We start from the raw sequence: 15,278 nt of genomic DNA on the forward strand, positions 1-15,278 counted from the left end.
TGCAGTTTTTATTTTACTCGTCTTCCTCGTCGGCTAAAAACGTATTGAGCGTCTCTTCGATTAATTCCCATTCTTCATCTGTTTCAACCGGCATTAATTCACCGTCTTCACCGTCTTCGTTCGGAACAAAGCTTGAAGCATGGATCTCAATTTCTTCGTCTTCTTGGGCCTCAACCGGATAATACAAGACATATGATTTATCAAACTGATCACTGTCAAACGTAAAGAGCACCTCACAAAGCTGTTCATTCCCTTTATCATCTACAATCGTAATATTTTTTTCTCCGTGTTCCATTTCTTCACCTCGTTAGTTTAGGCTGTCAAGATACCCTTGAAGGATCATGACAGCTGCCATTTTGTCAATTACTTTTTTTCGTTTTTGTCTGCTTACATCAGCTGAAATCAGCATCTTTTCAGCCGCCATTGTTGACAGCCGCTCGTCCCAAAGAACGACAGGAATGTGAAACGTGTTTTCCAAGAGCTCCGCAAATTTTTGGCTAGCTTCACCCCGCGGACCGATCGAACCGTTCATATTTTTAGGAAACCCAAGTACAATTTTGTCAATTGTATATTCTTCCGTTAATTGGGCAAGACGGTTCAGCCCATAATCACCACTGGCTTCATCGATTTTAACGGTTTCGATTCCTTGTGCTGTCCAACCCATTTCATCGCTCATTGCCACACCGAGCGTTTTTGAACCTAAATCAAGACCTAATATTCGCATTTTTACGCCTCTTTATGCTGTTCTAAATACGATTTAACCAATTCCTCGATTATTTCGTCTCTTTCAATTTTCCGGATTAAATTACGTGCATCTCGATGCCTTGGAATATAAGCGGGATCACCTGATAGTAAGTATCCGACAATTTGGTTGATCGGGTTGTAGCCTTTTTCCTGAAGTGCATCATGAACGATAATTAGCACTTCATTCACATTTGTTTCCATTGAGTCGTCGGAAAAGTTAAATTTCATTGTCTTATCAAATGAGCTCACCGTTTTGCACCTCTTTCCCAAATTCGCAGGCAAACTTTTAGCCTGGATTCTTCCTATCACCATTCTACACTAGTTCGACTGATTATAAAACGGATTTCACCCATTCTTCAGCAGAAGATAAAGCTTCTTCCAGCTTTTCAGGCTGTTTTCCTCCTGCCTGCGCCATATCAGGGCGACCGCCACCGCCGCCACCGCACGCTTCGGCAACTTGTTTAACAAGTTTTCCTGCATGAAAACCTTTTTCTATTAAATCTTTTGTAACTCCCGCAGAAATATTCACTTTTTCATTTTGAACAGCTCCAAGGACAATGATACCAGACCCTAACTTGACCTTCAGTTCATCAACCATTGTACGAAGATGATTCATATCCTTCGCATTTACTTTTTCTGCAAGCAAGTGAATACCATTTATATCTTTTACCTTCGCCAAGATTTCTCCAGCTTCTTTATTGCCGAGCTTACTTAGCAGAGATTCGTTTTCTCTTTGCACATTTTTCAATTCAGCTTGTAATCCTTCAATCCGTTTTGGAACTTCTTTCAGATTCGTTTTCAACATGTTTGCTGCATCCTCAAGCAGTTCAAGTTTGGAACTCATTTCTTGATAAGCACCTTTGCCAGTTACAGCCTCAATCCGACGTGTTCCAGCACCTATACCTGATTCAGATATAATTTTGAACAGTCCGATTTCAGCCGTGTTTTTCACATGGCATCCTCCACATAGTTCAATACTGTAATCTCCTGCTTTAACAACACGAACGATGTCTCCATATTTTTCGCCGAACAAAGCCATTGCACCGAGTGCCTTTGCTTCATCAATCGGTTTCAAATCGATGTCAACCGAAATTGATTCCCAAATTTTTTCGTTGACTTTTGTTTCAATTCGTTCCAACTCTTCTTTTGTTACCTGTCCGAAATGAGAGAAATCAAAACGGAGACGGCTGTCTGACACAAGTGATCCCGCCTGGTTCACATGTGCGCCTAACACATCTTTTAAAGCTTGGTGCAAAAGGTGTGTCGCTGTATGGTTTTTGACAATATCCTGTCTAAGACGTTCTGTCACTTCTGCTACTACTTGCATCCCTTTTGCAATCGTCCCACTTTCAACAATCCCTTCATGGAGATGTTGTCCGTTCGGTGCTTTTTTTACATCTGTGATGCGAACAGTGACTTCTTCGCTTTTAACCCAACCTTTGTCACCAATTTGACCGCCGCTTTCAGCATAAAACGGAGTTTTTTCTAAAATAAGTTGAACTGTTTTCCCTTCGTGAACCTCCTCAACAAGTTCTCCATTTTGAAGAACTGTAGCAACTTTCGTGTCAGATTGAAGTGTTGCATAACCGACAAATTCACTTTCAATCGTTAGATCACGGAGCACACCGCCTTGAATTTGCATGCTTCTAATATCTTGACGAGCTTGACGAGCTCGATCACGTTGCTTTGTCATTTCATGTTCAAAACCGGCATGATCGACTTGCATGCCTTCATCTTCAGCATATTCTTCAGTCAATTCGACAGGGAATCCATACGTATCATAAAGTTTAAAAACATCAACACCAGAAATGACGCTGCTTCCTTTCGCTCTCTCTTTTTGAATGACTTCGGAGAGAATAGCCAAGCCCTCGTTAAGGGTCTCATGGAAACGTTCTTCTTCTGTTTTAATGACTTTAGCGATAAATTCAGCTTTTTCTTTTACCTCAGAGTAGAATGCCGCCATAATTTCAGCCACGACTGGAACAAGCTCATACATAAATGGGCGATGAATATTAATTGTTTTAGCATAACGCACAGCCCGGCGCAGGAGTCTTCTGATGACATATCCGCGACCTTCGTTAGACGGGAGGGCTCCATCACCTACTGCAAAAGCGACCGTGCGAATATGGTCGGCCACAACTTTAAAAGCGGTATCCTTTTCTTTGGATATTCCGTATTTTTCTCCAGAAATTGATTCGGTTGCTTCAATTATCGGCATAAACAAATCGGTATCATAATTGGTTTGGGCATCTTGAATAACAGAAACCATTCGTTCAAGGCCCATCCCGGTATCAATGTTTTTCTTTGGCAGTGGTGTGTATGATCCATCAGGATTGTGATTAAATTCAGAAAAAACGAGATTCCAAACTTCAAGATACCTTTCATTTTCTCCACCAGGATAAAGTTCAGGATCAGCAGGATCATTTCCATAAGCCTCACCACGGTCATAGAAAATTTCTGTATTCGGACCGCTTGGACCTTCGCCGATATCCCAAAAATTCCCTTCTAGCCTAATAATACGTTCTTCTGGAATACCGATTTTCTTCGCCCACATATCGTAAGCTTCATCATCTTCGGGATGGACTGTCACAGATAGGCGTTCTGGATCAAAACCAATCCATTTTTCATCTGTTAAAAACTCCCATGCCCACTCAATCGCTTCTTCTTTAAAATAATCACCGATTGAAAAATTTCCAAGCATCTCAAAAAACGTATGATGGCGCGCTGTTTTCCCAACATTTTCAATATCATTTGTTCGAATCGATTTTTGCGCGTTACAAATCCGCGGATTTTCCGGGACGATGCGGCCATCAAAATATTTTTTTAATGTTGCGACCCCGCTGTTAATCCAAAGTAGAGACGGATCTTCATGCGGGATGAGTGAAGCACTCGGTTCTACAGCATGTCCTTTCTCTGTAAAAAAATCTAAAAACATTTGACGCACTTCTGCGGATGTTAATGTCTTCACTTGTTTTTCCTCCTTTACATGATCACAGCAATATAAAAAAGCTCCCGCCCTATGCAAACATGCGTTTACACAGGGACGAGAACTTCTCTCGCGGTACCACCCTGATTATGGACAAAAGAAATGTTGCCCATCACCTTAAAATCCAAATAACGCCGGATAAAAACGGCAGGATTTCGCCTGCACTCAGGATTAGCTTCTACTGACCGTCTGCTTAAGCTCTTTCAGCGCTAATGGAGCTTTTCTCTAAAAGCAGGGCTTCAGTATACTCGGATCCGTCAATCGAGATACGTATATGTCTATTCTCAGAAATTATAGACAACGAATACAGTAATGTCAATCTTCAACACAATTAAGCTTTTTTCTTGCAACTAAAAAATGGATGACTGTTACTTTTAATACGGCCATTACTGGGACTGCAAGAATCATCCCACTAATACCAGCCAGTTCACTGCCTGCAATCAGCCCCAACATGATCACGATAGGATGCATGTGAAGACTTTTTCCAACAACAAACGGGCCGAGAATATTCCCTTCAATAAATTGCAAAATTAAAATGGTTATCACAACGATCAAGACCAGTTTTGTTGATAAGGCTGCAGCAATCATCACAGCTGGAATTGCCCCAATAACAGGTCCAAAATATGGGATGACATTTGTTGCTCCTATAATAAGACCTAGAATAAGTGGATATGGAATATCAAAAAACCAGAAAGACAGACTCGCTCCAAGACCAATTGCCATACATACAAACAGTTGCCCTCTTATGTAATCACCAAGAGAATCATCCACATCCCGAATGAATTCACCGCCTTTTTTCCTCCATGAAGGGGGCGTCAAATACCAGACAGCTTTTTTCATTGTTTCAATATCCTTTACCATGTAAAAAACCAAGAATGGGATGACGATTGCTATCAATAGATAATCCAAAACATAACGGATACTTTTAATTGCGTGCTCTACCCAATTTGCGATGAATTCTTCCATCTGATTGACAAACTTATCAACTCTGTTATGCATTCCATCAGGCCAACCATCTGTGTGATGATGAAGTTCGTCCAACATTCTTTCATATGATGCTGCAAAAATCGGAATGCCTTCAGACAGGTCTGTTAACTGTTTCATGATAATCGGTATTCCTTTATATAAAGCCCAGCCCACTCCCCCGAAAAAAAGAATATAGATAATGAGAATACTCAACGTTCTGGGGAGACCTTTTCCATGCAACCACTCTGTAATCGGAAGCAATAAATAAGATATAAAAATAGAGATGATCAAAGGGATAAAAATTGATTTTATGATAAGCCAGAACGGTGACCATAATATATCAAGCATCATAAATACGTATACTGTTAAAAGAACCAGTAAGCAAATGGCCACCCATAATAATAGCTGAACCGGTTTTTGAAGCATCACCCTCACCTCCTCTATATGGTTTGAGGAATATGAGGTATTATTTTGCTCTATTTTTTTCTTTTTAACCGATTAATCTTGATTGTCCTCTGCTTGTTGCTGTTTTAAATAGTGACACAATGCACCAACTTTTCCCGCTTCGTTTTCAAAAAAACATCTATCAATCTCTGTCGTTTGTACGGCTTCTGGCCAAATCTGCTTGACCCGTTGTACCACTTCATCAATAACACTCGTCTGAGCACTAACCCCCCCGCCGATCAGGATCTTTTCTGGTGCCAATGAATGAATAATATTGACTGCCCCCACTGCAAGAGCATTGTAAAAAGACTCGATTGCCGCTTGCGCATCAGCATCCCCTTGAGCTGCCAACTCAAACAATTCAATTCCGTTTACTCTTTGCTTTGTTTTATTGTAAAAGTTTTCTGTCAAAGAGCGCGCTGAAGCGAGATTGCTAAATGAGTAACGATCAACGACCGTATGAAGCTGGTCATCGAACTGGAGCGTCATTAAACCAAATTCACCGGCTAATCCATTTCGTCCACGAACCATTTCACCATTTATAAAAATACCGCCTCCGATACCAGTTCCAACTGTTAAGCAAACAAAGTTCTGGCATCCACGCGCGTTCCCTTTCCATTTTTCCGCAGCAGCGGCACAATTAGCATCATTATCAAGCTCTATAGGAAGCTTTAGATCTGAAAGTTCTTCTTTAACGGAGTGATGTTCAATATCTTTAACTGCACCGGCGAAATAGACATAGCCAGTTTCGCAGTCAACTGCTCCCGGAATGCTAAGTGCAATCCCTTTGATATCATATTCTGTTTGATACGTTTGAACAATTGTTCTTAAAGCAGAAAATGTCTCGCCACTTCCTTGAACTGGGGTTGGTGTTGAACCAGAATGAAGCATCGTTCCATTTTTATCCATTATTGAATATTTAATCGATGTACCGCCAAGATCAATTACTGCATAACTCATTGTGTGTTACCCCCCATTAGATTCATATCTCATGCTAGTATTACAAGCGGCTCATCTGTTGAAACATCAAGTCCGCTACACTTGGTAAGTGCTCATGTCCATATTCATGAAACAGAAGCATGTCTTTTGATGCAGATATTTTATTGTAAGCTGCAAATTGTGTAGAAGGTGGACAAATCATATCTTTCATTGCTAACGCCCACCAAACATGTCCTTTAATACGTGGTGTGAGATGTTGAATATCAATATATCCAAGTCTCTGAAACACTTCATCTTCATGATCATGATTAGGATCACGTGTTCTAAAATAAGTAGCAATTTCTTCATAAGCTGATTGTTGAATGTCCATATCTTCCCACACACGCCTGTAATCGCTTAAAAACGGGTACACAGCTGCAACTTCCTTTATTTCCGGGACAAGAGCTGCACATGCTAGTGCAAGCCCCCCACCCTGAGATGCTCCACAGGCACCAATTCGGCTTGCATGGATATGTTCCATTGACTGTAACACCCTGACAGACTGCACTGTATCGAGAAAGACGTGTCGATAATAGAGCTGGTTTGGATTTGGGTCTTCAATACCTCGAATCACATGACCGCGCAAAGTCGGCCCTTTAATGGTAAGCGTATCTTCTGAATCTCCTCCCTGGCCGCGGCAATCCATCGCAAGTACAGTAATCCCCTGTGCCGCATATGGCAGCTTATCAAGCCAATCACCGCTGTCAACCGAATACCCATGAAACATGACAAGCCCTGGAGATTCCGGTTTTACTTGTTTGGGGCGAACGAATTTGGCATGGATTGTAGCATTTCCTGTTCCAGTAAAATAAAGATGATAACAATCAGCAACATCAGACTTTATTGAAGCAGGTATCAATTCATATTCTGTCGATAAATTGCGTACCTCGCGAAGCCCCTTTTCCCAATATATATCAAAATCATTTGGCTTTATGCTTTTCCCCATGTATTTTTTTAATTGTTCAAGTGGCATATCAATATGCACGACTATTCCCCTCCTGCTTGATAAAATTCGGCAATTACCTTTTCAGCCGGTTTTCCATATACGTCATAACCATCATCAAGGTGTGCATCGTCTTCTTGATAAAGCTCTGTTCTCCAATCCCAAAGACCAAAACCTTTAACCCATGAGCGTTTGTGAGTTGTTTTAAACATTTCTTGATAAAATTCAGCCTGTTCTTCAATATTGATCTGTCCTTGATGTGACCAGTCATTCGGTATAAGAGACGAACCAGATCGTGACGGACAACCAGCTTCAGCAAAGAAAAATGGTTTATTAAAGGGTTTTATGATCTTTTCAATCCGATTCAGCTGACACTCCCAGTCATAAATGGGGTAATATCCACTGGATGAAATAACATCGACCGCATCCCACCATTTCACATTTCCTTCTTGATACTTATCTGTGTTATAAGACACCAAACCGCTATAAACTTGCTTAATGTTTGAAATGAGCCGCCGCCAATCCTGTTCACGTCGTTCTGACTGTACCATTTCACAGCCAACGATATGCATATCACAGCCTGTTTTCTCGGCAATACGTGCATAATGAAGCTGATAGTCTGTATAAGATGCAAACCAATCCCCCCACTTCGGTTCACAGGGGACATCGATGTCAAAAAAATTGATATGAGCACGCCAAGTTCCATCTCTCACATTGACAGTCGGTTTCATAATGACTCGAAGCCCAAGGGACTGGGCATAAGAAATCCATTCTATTAATTCTTCATCAGATGGGAGATGATTTCCTGTAAAATCTAGTTTTGTTGACTGAGCTGTATCTTGTAGTGCAGCAAGTGCAATCACAACATGTGTGCTATATGTACGCTCTTTCATTAAACGAAGTGATATCTTGGCTTTTTCTGTGAGCAGCTTTCCTCTTCCACTTAACCATCCGTATGTAAACCCTTTAATCGTATCCAATCCGCTCACCCTTTCATCATTGATAGTACCGATCTCCATTTAAACTCTCTCCATGTGAGCTTTACCGTGTCTGCTACATGAAAAGATCATACAATCAACGATTGTATAGATACCGTCAACCGTTAATAGACCTTGCAGTACATAACCAGTGTAATGTTTTCTCAAATGACTGAATGCGATTGCAAAGCAATTTCCCAATTGGGCCAGTTTTTATGCTCAACTGTTTATTCGTTTTTCAAACACTTGTTTCATCAGGTTGATCTATGTCACTTGACCATCATCGATCCCTATCAATAGTAATGTTTAGTCTTGATTGGCTTTTATTTTTCCGCTATTAATCGATCGGCTCTATCTCATGTCGTCCCATTTAGTGATGCTAAAGGATCGACATCTCCTAAATAAATGTTTATTTTATCTTAAACTAATCGATAACTTAATTCAATAATTTTTTATAAAATAAAATTAAGTAATTTTATATACATGGTTTTCTTATTCTTTTATAATGAAAATGAATTCATGTGGAAAGGAATGATCAAATTGCCTATTTATACTCATGATGCTGAAAAACTGTTTCATCTTCAGGCTGGCGAATCAAGTTATATCCTGCAAATTGTAAACGGTTTCCCAACCCATGTATACTGGGGAAGAAAACTAGATGATACCTCTTCTCTCACTTCACTTTTCAGTCCTCGCCAGTCAGATGGAATTGACAGACTCCCTTTAGAGTATCCACAGTATGGCTCAGGTGATTTTCGTTCACCCGCTTACCAAGTACGTCTAGCTGATGGGAGCCGCATCACAGAACTTGTCTACAAATCCTATCGTTTAGTAAAAGGAAAAGAAAAATTACAAGGCCTTCCTGCCGTCTATGTCGAAAACAGTAATGAAGCCGACACACTCGAAATCGAATTGACTGATTCATATTCTGGAGTGTCCGTTTTACTGTCATATACAGCCTTTTCCAATCTAAACGTGATCACCCGCTCAGCCCGTTTTATTCACTATGGTCAAAGTACGGTATACTTAGAACGCGCCTTAAGCGCAAGTATTGATTTTCATGATGACCAGTATGATCTTATCCATCTTTTTGGCGCATGGACGCGGGAAGGTAATATTGAGCGCAGACACCTTGCACACGGAACTATTTCACTGGATAGCCGCCGCGGCGCAAGCAGTCATCAACTTAATCCATTTATCGCTTTACTCAGACCTGATGCAACAGAAGATTATGGTGATGTCTATGGATTGAACCTTGTCTACAGCGGGAATTTTCAGGCGGAGGCAGAAGTGGATCAATTTGATCAAACACGTGTTAACATCGGACTCAATTCATTTGACTTTGAATGGAAGCTCGAGCCAAACCATGCATTTCAAACCCCAGAAGCAGTACTCGTTTATTCACCTGATGGGCTTGGTGGAATGTCCAGAACTTTTCATCGCTTGTATCGAACAAGGCTTGCACGAGGTATGTTTCGGGAGAAAAAGCGGCCAGTGCTCGTTAATAATTGGGAAGCAACTTATTTCGACTTTAATGCTGAAATCATTGAATCTATTGCAAAAGCAGGTGCAGAACTTGGTATAGAACTTTTTGTGCTCGATGATGGTTGGTTTGGAAAACGTAATGATGATAAAACATCGCTCGGTGATTGGGTTGAAAATCCAGCAAAGCTCCCAAAAGGCCTGAAAGACTTAGCAGATCGCGTTCAACGCTTAGGTATGCAGTTTGGTCTATGGGTTGAACCTGAAATGGTGTCACCTGATAGCAATCTATACCGAAAACACCCCAACTGGTGTCTGCATGTAAAAGGGCGCAGGCGCTCACTGGCGCGAACACAGCTCGTTCTTGATCTATCACGCCAAGATGTTAGAACATATTTATATGAACAGTTAAGCACCTTGTTCAGAAAGGCACCAATTTCTTATGTGAAATGGGACATGAACCGAAACATGACCGAAATCGGCTCACCCGAATGGCCAGCTGATCAACAAAAAGAAATCAGCCATAGATATATGCTCGGCCTTTATGAGCTATTGGAAACGCTAACACTCGAATTTCCCCATATTTTGTTTGAAAGCTGCGCAAGCGGTGGAGGACGGTTTGATCCAGGGATGCTTTACTATATGCCTCAAACATGGGCCAGCGACAACACAGATGCTGTTTGCCGCCAAAAAATCCAGTATGGACTAAGTCTCGTCTATCCACCAAGTTCAATCGGTGCACATGTATCAACAGTCCCAAACCATCAAATAGGCAGAATCACCCCGCTTAAAACAAGGGGAGATGTCGCTATGATGGGAGCGTTCGGGTATGAGATGGATGTCCGTCAATTTAATGATGAAGAAAAAGAAATAGTAAAGAAACAAATTCTTCGCTATAAGGAAATCAGACCACTCATACAAAAGGGCGATTTTTACCGCTTGAAAAGCCCTTTTGCAGGAAATGAAGCAGCATGGATGTTTGTTTCCCAAGATCAACAACAAGCGGCCATTTTTTATTTTCGAACTTTAGCAAAAAACCATTATGTACCAAAACGACTTCGTTTAAAAGGACTTCAGCCAGATAAACAATACAAAATTGAACGGACTGGAGAATCTTTTTGTGGGAATACCCTTCATGAAGCAGGTCTTCCATTACCATCATTACATGGTGATTTTGTGAGTGCATCCTTCTTTTTATCATAATTTTTCAAAAACCCCTAAGGTAGATTGTTTATCTTAGGAGTTTTTTATGAAAAGACATGTTCTATATCCGAGCTTCGTTTAAATCGCACAGCCGATACATGAAAAGTCTGGAGCGGGCTAAACATGATAAGACCGAGCACCTTCAACAGATTGAATGCAAAACGGCTTTAACCCGATGGAATACAGGGCTAAAGCCGTCTAGTATGTGTTGAGCGGTCTCTTGCGCTATTTAACAGATCCTTGAGAAAAGCCATTATAAATATATTTTTGCAAGGCGATAAAAGCAATGGCTGTAGGGATGATTGCAATCATGACGCCAGCAGAGATGACTTCCCACTGAGCTCCATACGGCCCTTTAAATTTAAAAAGCGCGGTTGAAATGACTTGAAGATCTGTTTTCGGCATATATAAAAACGGAGTATAAAAATCATTGTAAACAGCAACACCTTTTACAATAATAACAGTAACAATCGCTGGTTTTAATAATGGCAAGACGATTTTCCAATAAACCTGCCAATATGATGCACCATCAAGCATAGCGGATTCATCAAGTGAAACCGGAATCGAATCTAAAATTTGCAGAAAGATATAGACTGCAATAATATCCGTTCCTAAGTATAAGATAATGGCTGCTAGACGTGTATTAAACAAGCCTAGTTCATTAATAATTTGAAAAGTGGCCACTTGTGTTGTAACACCAGGAATTAAAGCTGCCAGTAAAAATGCACCCATGAGCAACTTTTGCCCTTTAAACTGGAAACGGTGGAGGACAAACGCAATCATCGATCCAAGCAATGTTGCCCCTACAATCGACACAACTAAAATAATAATTGTATTCATAAACCCCAACAGCATTTTCCCTTCCACAAATGCACGAGCATAGTTATCAAAGTTAAGCCAATTGCTCGGAGGTGTCAACGGTCCAGTAGATGCGTATTCACTGCTTGTTTTAAAAGATGCAAAAAAGACGACAAGGATTGGTAGTAAAGCCATCAACCCGCCTACAAGCAGTGACAAATATTTAAAAATGGAACTAGTACTAGAAAACACCCTATGTTTGGAAACCATCTTATAATGTGGTCCATGATCTTTTTTTAGCGTTGGCATCTGACTCATGACGAACGATCCTCCTTAAAAGCCGCACGCTGTATAACAGTCACAATGATGACGATCAGAAGCAAAATGACAGCCATCGCTGAAGCTAAGCCGACTTTTCCATATTTAAAGGCCAAATCTACTGTTTTAATGACAAACGTTTCACTGCCATTTGCTCCGCCTGTCATAATAAAAGGAATTTCAAATACACTGATTGCCCCGCTGATGGCAAGGATAATATTTAATTGAATAATCCGGCTAATACTTGGCAAAATGATATAACGGAATTGATGCCACCGATTTGCCCCATCCATTTCCGCAGCTTCATAAATTTCATTCGGGATGGAAGAAATCGCACCAAGAAAGATAATAAAGTTAAATCCCATATAGCGCCACACAGATGTTCCAGCAAGGGAAATGTTAATCATATCAGGATCCCCCAACCAATGAGTAACAATACTTCCAAGACCTATCATCTGTAAAACTGTGTCAAGTGTCCCTTCAGGACGAAAAAAGATCATAAACATAAACCCGATTGCAACACCATTCAGCAAATAAGGGAAAAACAATATACCTTTAAAGAAGTTCTTCAATCTGACTTTAAAACTTAAAATGGTTGCAAAATACAAGGCTAATCCTAACTGGACAAATGTCGCCACAAAATAATACAAACTAACTTTAAAAACTTTAAAGTATTCTGGATTTGTAAAAACACTCAAATAGTTTTCAAGTCCGACCCAATGCTTCTCTTTACTGAAGCCATTCCAATCCGTAAAACTATAATAAATCATATTAAAAACAGGCAAATAAGCAAAAGTAATGAGTAAGACTACAGGCAATATCGAAAAGGAAATGATGATGATTTTACGTTGTTTATGATAAGATAGATTGGAAAATTTAAACACAGATGCACCCCCTTATCATTGTATAAGGGATGAAAATCTCATCCCTTATTTTTTCATGATTTTTGCTCTTGCTTGATTCCAAGCTTTATTAAACTGCTCTGCTAATTGGTCAAATGATTCGCTTCGATTCCCAATTCCAGCTTCTACTATAATTTTCTTATTTTTCTCAAGCCAAAAACCAATTTCCGCTTCTTTATCAATTTTATCCATCAGACCTTTTTGACCTTCTTTAGCTGGGGTAAGCAACTTAAATTCGGCACCCTCTTTTTTATATTGCTGAAGTTCATCTGGTAAAGGTTTATCTTTTGCAGCACTAATTCCACCCGCCTGTTTAACAGAGTAATCAGATTCATGGATAAACCAGTCTACCCAAGCTCTTGCAGCTTCTTTATTTTCACTATTTTTGTTAATGGCAATTTGGAAGTCTGCACCAAGCGGAAAAATCACCTTGTCTGCATTCGTTGGAAACGGCATAAAACCGATATCATCTGGGTGTTCTGCCACTCCTTTAATTTGACCAACTGCCCATGAACCCATGACCATCGTTGCTATTTCACCTCGACCCAGCATCGCTTTAGAAGACTCCCAATCCGTTGTCAGCGGATCTTTCTCAATCAGACCTCGCTTCGCTAAATCATACATCAATTTATATGTTTGATAATGAGGTTTTCCTTTTGCAAAAGGATCATTTTCATTTACCATTTTCACATTATAATAATCGGGGTCCCCAGCCACAGTCGTAATGACACCTTCCCATTGTGTAAGTGGCCAACCGCTAGCATAGTTTGTATAAAGCGGAACGGCATCTGTACTGTTTTTTATCTTTTTAAGCGCTTCCATAAAATCATGAAAAGTACGGGGCAATTTTTTGATACCGGCATTTTCAAATACTTTTTTGTTGTATACAATACCAGTGTAAGTGACAGCAATCGGAATACCATAAACTTTTCCATCTACAGCACGTTCTTCAACACCCATATACTTTTTCTCCATATCCTTTAAACTGCCGAGAGGCTCAAAGTAATCAGGGATATCAGCAATTGGTACTTGTGTCGGGATCAATAAAACATCTCCATAATCCTTTGTGTTCATCCGCGGAGTAATTTGCCCTCCGTAATCTGCAAGTGCTTCAAAAGATACTTTGACATTCGGGTATTTCTCTTGAAACTTTTCTGCATATTTTTGAAATACAGTATCAACAATATCCGTTCGTTGTGTAATCACTGTTATATTCCCGCTGATGTCTTTTTCACTTGTACCGGATTGTTTCTTTTCAGAACCGCAGCCTGATAGAGTCCCAGTGATGAGCAGTCCTATCATAAGCGAAATCAACCACTTCATTTTACTTTTCAATTGAACATCCCTCCGCAGTTTTATTAAGTTATCGATAAACTTAATTATAATTTTAGAATGGCAGCGCTTTCCTGTCAACCTAATTTTATTCTATACTTAATTTTTTAGTTAACCGATTAATTTTGGCAAAACAAAAAACTTGCAGTTTCTGCAAGCTCTGGGTCTTTCTTTAATATTTAATTCTTGACGTCGCTGACAGACTCCCGATAAATCACTTTTCCCTTTACAAGAACACGGCCAAATTTAATTGTGGGATCATTCAGCTTTTCATACATAAACTGCGCAGCCGTCATTGCCATTTCTTCAACATTGACAGCAACTGTCGTCAAGCCAGGGGAACCAATTGTGGCGTATACATCGTTATCAAATCCGACAACAGACACATCCTCAGGTACCAGATATCCAAGCGAGTTCAGTTTGTTAATTAAAAGCCTTGCAACTTGGTCATTATTGCAGACAAATGCACTTGGCATCTGTTCAGGAAGATTGATGTCTATTAGTTTCCCTTCTTCATCACGATCATTTAATACAAAAGCTTGATTTAATTGAATTCTATGTTCAAGCAGTGACTTATAATAACCTAAATACCGATCTTGAATACTGCTTGTGGCATACAAATTGCCAACATAGCCTATCTGCCTGTGACCTTTGCTGAGCAAATAGTTTGTTATATCATATGCGCCATAAAAGTTATCTGTAATCACAGCATCCATATTGGCATGTTCATCGTAAAAATCCATACATACGACAGGAATATTAACCGAGTTTAACATATCAATATACTCTTTTGAAATTTGTCCTAAAATAATCAGTCCGTCTACTTTGTGTTCCAAATATATACGTGGTGGGGTTACTGCTTTTTCATCGTATAAACTTAAAATCTGTAGAATCCCATAGTAACCTTTTTTTTCTAATGATTTTGAAAGTGATTGGTAAACATTCAAATAAAATGACTGAACCATCCCGGTGAAGCGTTCGGGAATAACCACACCAATATTATAGGAACGACCATCTTTCATGGAACGTGCCAAAGTATTAAAGCGATACCCCATCTCTTCGGCAGCCTGTTTTATCTTCACTTTTAGTTCGGCACTGACTCCTTCTTTATCATTCAACGCTTTTGATACCGTCACACTGCTAACACCAAGTTTTTCAGCGATATCACGCATTGTTATATTTGTTTTCAAGCTCATTTCTCCTCA

Annotated in this window: 13 protein-coding genes; 1 reads left to right on the plus strand and 12 read right to left on the minus strand. The window is 40.0% G+C overall.

Going from position 1 to position 15,278, the window contains the following annotated elements; translation table 11 throughout:
* Positions 1–13 precede the first annotated feature (13 nt).
* The 8 genes from PDT38_RS13570 to PDT38_RS13605 form a co-directional block, all read right to left on the minus strand.
* Positions 14–295, minus strand: coding sequence for a DUF1292 domain-containing protein (locus PDT38_RS13570; protein WP_172296579.1), 282 nt, complete (start codon positions 293–295; stop codon positions 14–16).
* A gap of 12 nt (positions 296–307) precedes the next feature.
* On the minus strand, positions 308–724 hold the full coding sequence (gene ruvX / locus PDT38_RS13575) for a Holliday junction resolvase RuvX (protein WP_270802343.1): 417 nt from the start codon (positions 722–724) through the stop codon (positions 308–310).
* Positions 725–726: 2 nt separating this feature from the next.
* The gene (locus tag PDT38_RS13580) at positions 727–993 is read right to left on the minus strand and encodes an IreB family regulatory phosphoprotein (RefSeq protein WP_172296583.1); all 267 of its coding nucleotides are present in this window, start codon (positions 991–993) and stop codon (positions 727–729) included.
* Positions 994–1,075: 82 nt separating this feature from the next.
* On the minus strand, positions 1,076–3,712 hold the full coding sequence (gene alaS / locus PDT38_RS13585) for an alanine--tRNA ligase (protein WP_270802344.1): 2,637 nt from the start codon (positions 3,710–3,712) through the stop codon (positions 1,076–1,078).
* Positions 3,713–4,045: 333 nt separating this feature from the next.
* Positions 4,046–5,122: an AI-2E family transporter gene (locus tag PDT38_RS13590; protein ID WP_270802345.1), complete on the minus strand. Its 1,077-nt coding sequence runs from the start codon at positions 5,120–5,122 to the stop codon at positions 4,046–4,048.
* A gap of 72 nt (positions 5,123–5,194) precedes the next feature.
* Entirely contained in the window at positions 5,195–6,100 is a 906-nt protein-coding gene (locus PDT38_RS13595; protein ID WP_270802346.1) for an ROK family protein, read from the minus strand.
* Between the two features lie 40 nt (positions 6,101–6,140).
* On the minus strand, positions 6,141–7,103 hold the full coding sequence (locus PDT38_RS13600) for an alpha/beta fold hydrolase (protein WP_270802348.1): 963 nt from the start codon (positions 7,101–7,103) through the stop codon (positions 6,141–6,143).
* A gap of 2 nt (positions 7,104–7,105) precedes the next feature.
* The gene (locus PDT38_RS13605; protein ID WP_270802350.1) at positions 7,106–8,080 is read right to left on the minus strand and encodes a glycoside hydrolase family 113; all 975 of its coding nucleotides are present in this window, start codon (positions 8,078–8,080) and stop codon (positions 7,106–7,108) included.
* A gap of 498 nt (positions 8,081–8,578) precedes the next feature.
* Here PDT38_RS13605 and PDT38_RS13610 point away from each other — a divergent pair, with 498 nt between their 5' ends.
* Positions 8,579–10,723 carry an alpha-galactosidase gene (locus PDT38_RS13610; RefSeq protein WP_270802352.1) on the plus strand — a complete coding sequence of 715 codons (2,145 nt, stop codon included), beginning with the start codon at positions 8,579–8,581 and terminating at the stop codon, positions 10,721–10,723.
* A gap of 225 nt (positions 10,724–10,948) precedes the next feature.
* Here PDT38_RS13610 and PDT38_RS13615 read toward each other — a convergent pair whose 3' ends face one another.
* The 4 genes from PDT38_RS13615 to PDT38_RS13630 all read right to left on the minus strand — a co-directional run bounded on the left by PDT38_RS13615 (position 10,949) and on the right by PDT38_RS13630 (position 15,263).
* Positions 10,949–11,791 (minus strand): carbohydrate ABC transporter permease, encoded by an 843-nt coding sequence (locus tag PDT38_RS13615; protein WP_270802542.1) that lies wholly within the window; start codon positions 11,789–11,791, stop codon positions 10,949–10,951.
* A gap of 44 nt (positions 11,792–11,835) precedes the next feature.
* On the minus strand, positions 11,836–12,723 hold the full coding sequence (locus tag PDT38_RS13620; RefSeq protein ID WP_270802354.1) for a carbohydrate ABC transporter permease: 888 nt from the start codon (positions 12,721–12,723) through the stop codon (positions 11,836–11,838).
* 45 nt (positions 12,724–12,768) lie between these two features.
* Entirely contained in the window at positions 12,769–14,064 is a 1,296-nt protein-coding gene (locus tag PDT38_RS13625) for an ABC transporter substrate-binding protein (RefSeq protein ID WP_270802543.1), read from the minus strand.
* 188 nt (positions 14,065–14,252) lie between these two features.
* The gene (locus PDT38_RS13630; protein WP_270802356.1) at positions 14,253–15,263 is read right to left on the minus strand and encodes a substrate-binding domain-containing protein; all 1,011 of its coding nucleotides are present in this window, start codon (positions 15,261–15,263) and stop codon (positions 14,253–14,255) included.
* Positions 15,264–15,278 lie beyond the last annotated feature (15 nt).

Source organism: Bacillus changyiensis (assembly GCF_027706145.1).
In the GTDB taxonomy this organism is placed as follows: Bacteria; Bacillota; Bacilli; order Bacillales; family Bacillaceae; genus Bacillus; species Bacillus changyiensis.

Bases quoted from the DNA above. Each gene is read 5' to 3' on its own strand.
- PDT38_RS13605 (WP_270802350.1), bottom strand. From the start codon at position 8,080: ATGGAGATCGGTACTATCAATGATGAAAGGGTGAGCGGATTGGATACG.
- PDT38_RS13595 (WP_270802346.1), bottom strand. From the start codon at position 6,100: ATGAGTTATGCAGTAATTGATCTTGGCGGTACATCGATTAAATATTCA.
- PDT38_RS13615 (WP_270802542.1), bottom strand. From the start codon at position 11,791: ATGGTTTCCAAACATAGGGTGTTTTCTAGTACTAGTTCCATTTTTAAA.
- PDT38_RS13625 (WP_270802543.1), bottom strand. From the start codon at position 14,064: ATGAAGTGGTTGATTTCGCTTATGATAGGACTGCTCATCACTGGGACT.
- PDT38_RS13570 (WP_172296579.1), bottom strand. From the start codon at position 295: ATGGAACACGGAGAAAAAAATATTACGATTGTAGATGATAAAGGGAAT.
- PDT38_RS13590 (WP_270802345.1), bottom strand. From the start codon at position 5,122: ATGCTTCAAAAACCGGTTCAGCTATTATTATGGGTGGCCATTTGCTTA.
- ruvX (WP_270802343.1), bottom strand. From the start codon at position 724: ATGCGAATATTAGGTCTTGATTTAGGTTCAAAAACGCTCGGTGTGGCA.